The sequence below is a fragment of the Kitasatospora sp. NPDC056800 genome, assembly GCF_042789775.1.
GTDB lineage: Bacteria > Actinomycetota > Actinomycetes > Streptomycetales > Streptomycetaceae > Kitasatospora.
In genome coordinates, this window is sequence record NZ_JBHUAL010000328.1 from 1 (window position 1) to 6025 (window position 6025).

Below are 6025 nucleotides of genomic sequence, written 5' to 3' on the forward strand. Positions count from 1 at the left end.
GCCGCACGCTCCCGTGCGACCGGCCGCCGCCGTCTCCGGGCCCCCGGAAGCGCGTGACGCGCCCGGAACGGCCCCGCGCCGCCTGTGGGATCGGCCACAGGCCCCCGCGTGCCGGAATCCCCGCGCGCGGGGCGCACGCGCCGCCCGCACGGTTCGTACGCCCAACCCGCGCAGGCCTCCTGACGGCACGCCCGCAACCGTTCCGATCGGCCGAAACCCGGTGGACGCCCCGCGCTCCGGCGCCACCGCCCGCCCCCGTCCCGTCGACGCCGGGCGGTGCCCGTGGATAGGGTCGGACCCCATGGCTGGCAGAGCGCCGGGCACACCGCCCCAGACGACTGCGACGAGGCCCGGCGCCGCCCCGGCGTCCGAGTCCGTGACGGCCCGGTTGCGCAAGAGGCTCCGCCGGGTCCGCCGAAGGCTGCGCACGGCCGGGGTGGACTACTTCCGCGGCGGCGCCGCCGACTGGCCGGTGCTCTGCGCGCTCGCCCTGCTCGTCCCGCTGCTGATCATGCTCAACATCTGGATCCCCGGCTGGGCCCCGCCCACCTCCCTGGTCCTGCCGATCCTGGCCGGCGCCCTGCTGCTGCGCCCCGGCAGCCTGGTGGTGCTCTACGCGCTGGCCGCCCTCGGCCTCTCCTCCGAGTCCGTGATCCACACCGGCCAGCGGGTCGCCAGCAACAACCCCGAGGCGTACCTCTACGGGGTGACCCCGGGCGCGGCCCTGGTGGTCGGCGCCGCCGGCGTGGGCGGCCTGCTGCTCGCCCAGTTCCGGGCCCGGGTCGGCGTGCCCTGGTGGGGCGGCTCCACCATGCTGTTCGACCTGCGCGAGCGGCTGCGGGTGCAGAGCCGGGTGCCCGAGCTGCCGGACGGCTGGCACGCGGACATGGCGCTGCGCCCGGCCGGCGGCCAGTCCTTCTCCGGCGACTTCGTGGTCGCCGCGCGCACCGGCCCCGGCCAGCGGCTGCTGGAGGTGGTCCTCGCGGACGTCTCCGGCAAGGGCATGGACGCCGGCTCCCGCGCCCTGCTGCTCTCCGGCGCCTTCGGCGGCCTGGTCGGCTCGCTGCCCGCGCACGACTTCCTGCCCGCCGCCAACGGCTACCTGCTGCGCCAGTCCTGGGAGGAGGGCTTCGCCACCGCCGTCCACCTGGTGCTGGACCTGGACACCGGCGAGTACGAGCTGCTCTCGGCCGGGCACCTGCCGGGCATGCAGCGGCTGGCCGGGGAGGGGCGCTGGGAGGTCAAGCAGGCCGAGGGCCCGCTGCTGGGGATCTACGACGGCGCCAAGTTCGAGGGCGTGCGAGGCCGGCTGAACCGGGGCGACGTGCTGATGCTGTGCACCGACGGCATGGTCGAGGCGCCGGGCCGGGACCTCGGGGAGGGCATGGACCGGCTGATGGGGGAGGCGGACCGGCTGGTGCCCGGCGGCGGACCCGGCACGGGCGCGGGCGCCGCGGGCGCGCTGATCGAGACGGTCGCCCGGGACATCAACGACGACCGCGCCGTGCTGCTGCTCTGGCGCGACTGACGCCCGCCGACGCCCGCCCGGCCCCCGTCGCCGGGGCACATGCCGGAGGCAGCCGCGGCTGTCAAGCCTGGCAGCTGATCTTCAGCCAAATCGGACGCCCCGTCGACTGACCGGACCACTGGCTTCCGTTACCCGCCCCCGACGGTTTCCCGGCCGCTCAGCACGGCCCCGCCGACGATTCGTCAGGACGGCTCCGCTATCGTCCCGGTCGGCGGAAACTCGTCTCGCATCGCAGGATATCGGCGTTGGGCTGACTTTCAGACCTTTACGCAATCGGCACGGTCGACCACACTGAGTCCGGGCGGGACTGTTCAGGATTCGGGGGATAGGGGGCGTCACGTGCGGCACGACAGACAGCGGTCGACCGCGGGCTCCCTCACCGGCGGTGTGCCGGACGGTCCGCGATTCCGCCTCGGGACCGTCGGACAGGCCGGGGTCCGGCTTTCGCAGGTGCCGCCGGGCGGCGGCACCACGCTATGAAAACGAGGAAGTGAGTCCGGGTGGCACTCTCCGTCTCCGCACTGGTCCTGTTCGCGATCCTGTGCATCATCTTCATCCGCAACAAGCAGATGAAGATCCCGCACGCGATCGTCGCCGCCCTGTTCGGCTTCATGCTGCACGAGACCACGGTCGCGACCTCCATCAACTCCCTGCTGGCCAACCTCGCGCACAGCATCTCCGGCATCACCGGAGGCTGATCCGGCCGGGCCGTCCGCACCCCCGCCGCGGGGCTACCGGCCGGCCCGTCTGGCTTCCCGCCAGCGAGCGAACAGTCCCCGGGGGCGCGCGGCCGCCGGGGCCGGGACACGCATCGGTGCGGGTGCCACGGCACCCGCCGACGTGTGCTGCCCCGACGCCGCCGGCTCGGCCGTCAGCAGGACGAACAGCCGGGCCCAGCACAGCCGTTCACCCCGCGGCCAGTCCAGCGCGCGCAGCGCCGCCGAGGCCGCCTCCGACACCTCGCCGCCCACCCGGACCTCGGCGACGTCGTCCCCCGCCTTGCCGCCCAGGAAGAGCTTGACGCCCACCGGCCCGGTCCCGGTCAACTCCGCGCGCAGCGCGGGCGCGAGCGCCGGCAGCACCCGGTGCTCGGCCAGCCAGCCCGCCAGGTGCTCGTTGCCGAAGCCGAACACCGCGGCCGGCCCCTGCACCGCCCGCCAGCCCGGGAGTTCGGGCAGGGCCGGGCGGTCGGCGTGCACCCCGCGGCCCTCCGCGAACTCGACCAGCACCGGGGCGGTGGTGGTCGCCCACATCTTCACCGCGTTGGCGAGCTTCTCCTCCTCGGTCTTGCCGAGGCCGGCCGCGCAGTCCCACACCACCGGGGCGTCCGCCCGGCCCAGGTGCAGCACGAAGCCGAGGTCCACGTGCCCGGCGCCGTCGTCCCCGGGGTGCTCGCGGACCGCCACCGCCGTGGTGCCGGGGCCGCGGACCACCTCGCCGTCCGGGCGGAACACCTGGCCCAGCCGCGCCATCTCGCGGACCACACAGCGCTGTATGACGGCCAGCCGCTCCTGAGGACCCACCGGGACTCCTCCACCTCGGGAGCGCGCGGATGAGGTCGCGCTCGAACTCCGCTCGAACGCCGCCGAGGCTATCGGCCTGGCAGCCCACCGGGAAACCGTGCGGACCCCGCGGCCCTCCGGTCGCGGAAATGTCCGGCATGCCCCACTTTGGGCAGCGGAACCTGAAGGCCGTCCGCCCGGAGGACCCGCATGCCCCGCAGCGCCGCCCCGCCCCCGCCCGTCCTCCTCGCCCCCGCTCCGCCGCCGTTCGGCCCCGCGGACTCCGGACTGGTCGCCGAGATCGAGGCCTACCTCGCCTCGCTGCCCGCCCCCGCGCGCACCCCGGTGCCGTACGTCTGCCCGTACGGCAGCACCATGCGGCCCTGGCAGGCCGGCCACCCCGAACCCCGGGCCACCCTGCTCGACCGGGCGCTGGGCCGGCCCGCCCGGCCCGTCCCGGTCGCGGCGGCCGACCACCTCAGGCTCGCCTCCCGCTACATCGGGGCGCACGGCTGGCTCCAGGGCGCGATGTGGGACGAGGCCGGCCGGGTCTGCCTGCTCGGCGCGCAGGCCGCCGTCCTGGCGCACGGCTACGGCACCCCGGCCACCGTGCGCACCGCCCGGGTCCAGCTGATGGAGGTGCTGCACGCCACCGGCCGCCCGGCGCGCTCCCCGGACGAGTACAACGACCGCCCGACCACCCGGGAGGGCGACGTCCACCAGCTGCTGGACCGGGCCGCCGCCCGGGCCGCCCGGCTCGGGCTCTGAGGCCCCGCAATGCCTCCGGGTGGCCCCGCGACGCCTCCGGGGGCTTCCGGACGGGAAAACGTCGACGGCCCCGGTGTGCTGGGCACACCGGGGCCGGACCGGAGAGCGGGCGACGAGAATCGAACTCGCGTGACTAGTTTGGAAGACTAGGGCTCTACCATTGAGCTACGCCCGCACGACCTTCCCAGCCGTCACCGGCCGGAAGTTCGGGGGACAGCCTACCTGGTCCGGCCGCCCGCGTGCACACCGGATCGCGCACACCCCCTGCGCGCCCGCGCGGTATATCCCGCGTCGCGCCCGGGCGGATTGTGTCGGCGAGCCGCCCAGGCCCGGCGTGTACGCTTCCTCTCGGCACCACGGGGTGTGGCGCAGTTTGGTAGCGCGTCCGCTTTGGGAGCGGAAGGCCGTCGGTTCGAATCCGGTCACCCCGACAGTGCGGCAGGGTCTCGTCCGTAGGGGCGGGGCCCTGTTCTGTCTCGGCGCTCCCGGACGGCGGTACGGTGGCGCCTGGCGTCCGCCTTTGGTGGTACCGGTAGGATGGGGCGCTGGCGGTAGTCCCTGTGGCGTCAACCCAGGTCAACCGCACGAGGGCGAGGAGTCAAGCTCACCGTCCACCCCACGGGAGATGCAGCTCCAACCGCCCATCGCCCGTCTCGTCCGACCCCCCTTCCGGCTCCGTCCGGACGACGGGGACGGGCGGAGACAACCTGACCGCAAGCCCCTAGGAGACCTAACCGTGAAGAGCGCCGTCGAGACTCTGAACCCGACCCGGGTTCGACTCACCGTCGAGGTGCCCTTCGAGGAGCTCAAGCCCAGCCTCGACGCGGCGTACAAGAAGATCAACCAGCAGGTCTCGGTCCCGGGCTTCCGCAAGGGCAAGATCCCGAACCGGGTCATCGACCAGCGCTTCGGCCGTGGCGCCGTGCTGGAGGAGGCCGTCAACGACGCCCTGCCGCGCTTCTACACGCAGGCCGTCGACGAGGGCAAGATCGAGGTCCTCGGACAGCCCGACATCACCAACATCGAGGGTGTCGAGAAGATCGCCGATGGCGGCGACCTGAAGTTCACCGCCGAGGTGGACGTTCGTCCCGAGGTCACCCTGCCGGAGTTCTCCTCCATCGAGGTGACCGTCGACCCGATCGCCGTCTCCGACGAGGACATCGAGAAGTCGCTGGAGCAGCTGCGCGAGCGCTTCTCCTCGGTCAAGGACGTCGAGCGCGCCGCCGCCGCCGGTGACATCGTGGTCGTCGACCTGGTGGCCAAGGTCGACGGCGAGGTGCCGGAGGACGGCACCGCCAACGGCGTCAGCTACGAGATCGGCTCGGGCCGTCTGATCGACGGCATCGACGAGGCCGTCATCGGCCTGTCGGCCGGCGAGGAGAAGACCTTCGAGACCGAGCTCAAGGGTGGCACCCAGGCGGGCAAGACCTCCGAGGTCTCCGTCACCGTCACCGCCGTCCAGGAGAAGGAGCTGCCCGAGCTGGACGACGAGTTCGCCCAGCTGGCCAGCGAGTTCGACACCCTGGAGGACCTGCGCGCCGACTCCCGCAAGCGCCTGGAGCGCATGAAGGAGTACGACCAGGCCACCCAGGCCCAGGAGAAGGTCCTGGACGCGCTGCTCGCGCTGGTTGAGATCGAGTACCCCGAGAAGCTTCTCAAGGACGAGGTCGAGACCCGCAAGCACAACGTGGAGCACCACCAGCTCCAGCCGATGGGCCTCACCATCGACGCGTACCTGGAGACCCAGGGCAAGACCCGCGAGGAGTGGGACGCGGAGATCGAGGAGCAGGCGAAGAAGGGCATCAAGACCCAGTTCGTCCTGGACCAGATCGTCGCCAACGAGGAGCTGGGTGTTAACCAGGAGGAGCTCACCGAGCACCTCATCCGCCGCGCCGCCGGCTCGGGCCTGACCCCGGACCAGTTCGCGCAGCAGGTCGTCCAGGGCGGCCAGGTTCCGCTGCTGGTCGGCGAGGTCGCCCGCGGCAAGGCGCTGGCCACCGTGGTCGAGGCCGCCAAGGTCGTCGACACCGAGGGTAACGAGGTCAACTTCGACGACGAGGACGAGACGGCCGAGACCGTCGAGGCCGCCGCCGAGGAGACCGCCACCGAGGAGAAGACCGAGGCCTGAGCGCCCCGGTAGCCCCTTCCGGCCGCAGCGGGCCCGGACGCCGTACGGTGTCCGGGGCCGCTGTCGTCCGGCCCCGCGGCCCCCCCCCCCCAGCGCACA

Annotated in this window: 5 protein-coding genes and 2 tRNA genes; 5 read left to right on the top strand and 2 right to left on the bottom strand. The window is 73.4% G+C overall.

Annotation, left to right across the window (positions count from 1 at the left end):
- Nucleotides 1–301: 301 nt before the first annotated feature.
- Together ACFRQN_RS39410 and ACFRQN_RS39415 are read left to right on the top strand one after the other, a co-directional pair.
- Nucleotides 302–1528 carry a PP2C family protein-serine/threonine phosphatase gene (locus tag ACFRQN_RS39410; RefSeq protein ID WP_079271718.1) on the top strand — a complete coding sequence of 409 codons (1227 nt, stop codon included), beginning with the start codon at nt 302–304 and terminating at the stop codon, nt 1526–1528.
- A 500-nt stretch (nt 1529–2028) separates the two neighbouring features.
- Nucleotides 2029–2226 (top strand): hypothetical protein, encoded by a 198-nt coding sequence (locus ACFRQN_RS39415; protein ID WP_049648957.1) that lies wholly within the window; start codon nt 2029–2031, stop codon nt 2224–2226.
- A 33-nt stretch (nt 2227–2259) separates the two neighbouring features.
- Here ACFRQN_RS39415 and ACFRQN_RS39420 read toward each other — a convergent pair whose 3' ends face one another.
- Nucleotides 2260–3051 carry a DUF6348 family protein gene (locus ACFRQN_RS39420; protein WP_143204453.1) on the bottom strand — a complete coding sequence of 264 codons (792 nt, stop codon included), beginning with the start codon at nt 3049–3051 and terminating at the stop codon, nt 2260–2262.
- Nucleotides 3052–3240: 189 nt separating this feature from the next.
- Here ACFRQN_RS39420 and ACFRQN_RS39425 point away from each other — a divergent pair, with 189 nt between their 5' ends.
- The gene (locus tag ACFRQN_RS39425) at nt 3241–3798 is read left to right on the top strand and encodes a hypothetical protein (RefSeq protein WP_375877694.1); all 558 of its coding nucleotides are present in this window, start codon (nt 3241–3243) and stop codon (nt 3796–3798) included.
- A 104-nt stretch (nt 3799–3902) separates the two neighbouring features.
- Here ACFRQN_RS39425 and ACFRQN_RS39430 read toward each other — a convergent pair.
- Nucleotides 3903–3973: transfer RNA gene (locus tag ACFRQN_RS39430), tRNA-Gly, on the bottom strand.
- A gap of 182 nt (nt 3974–4155) precedes the next feature.
- Here ACFRQN_RS39430 and ACFRQN_RS39435 point away from each other — a divergent pair.
- Nucleotides 4156–4229: transfer RNA gene (locus ACFRQN_RS39435), tRNA-Pro, on the top strand.
- A 305-nt stretch (nt 4230–4534) separates the two neighbouring features.
- Nucleotides 4535–5926: a trigger factor gene (gene tig, locus ACFRQN_RS39440; protein WP_074000685.1), complete on the top strand. Its 1392-nt coding sequence runs from the start codon at nt 4535–4537 to the stop codon at nt 5924–5926.
- Nucleotides 5927–6025 lie beyond the last annotated feature (99 nt).

Excerpts from the sequence above, each read along its gene's own strand:
- ACFRQN_RS39410 (WP_079271718.1), top strand. The coding sequence starts at position 302 with ATGGCTGGCAGAGCGCCGGGCACACCGCCCCAGACGACTGCGACGAGG.
- ACFRQN_RS39425 (WP_375877694.1), top strand. The coding sequence starts at position 3,241 with ATGCCCCGCAGCGCCGCCCCGCCCCCGCCCGTCCTCCTCGCCCCCGCT.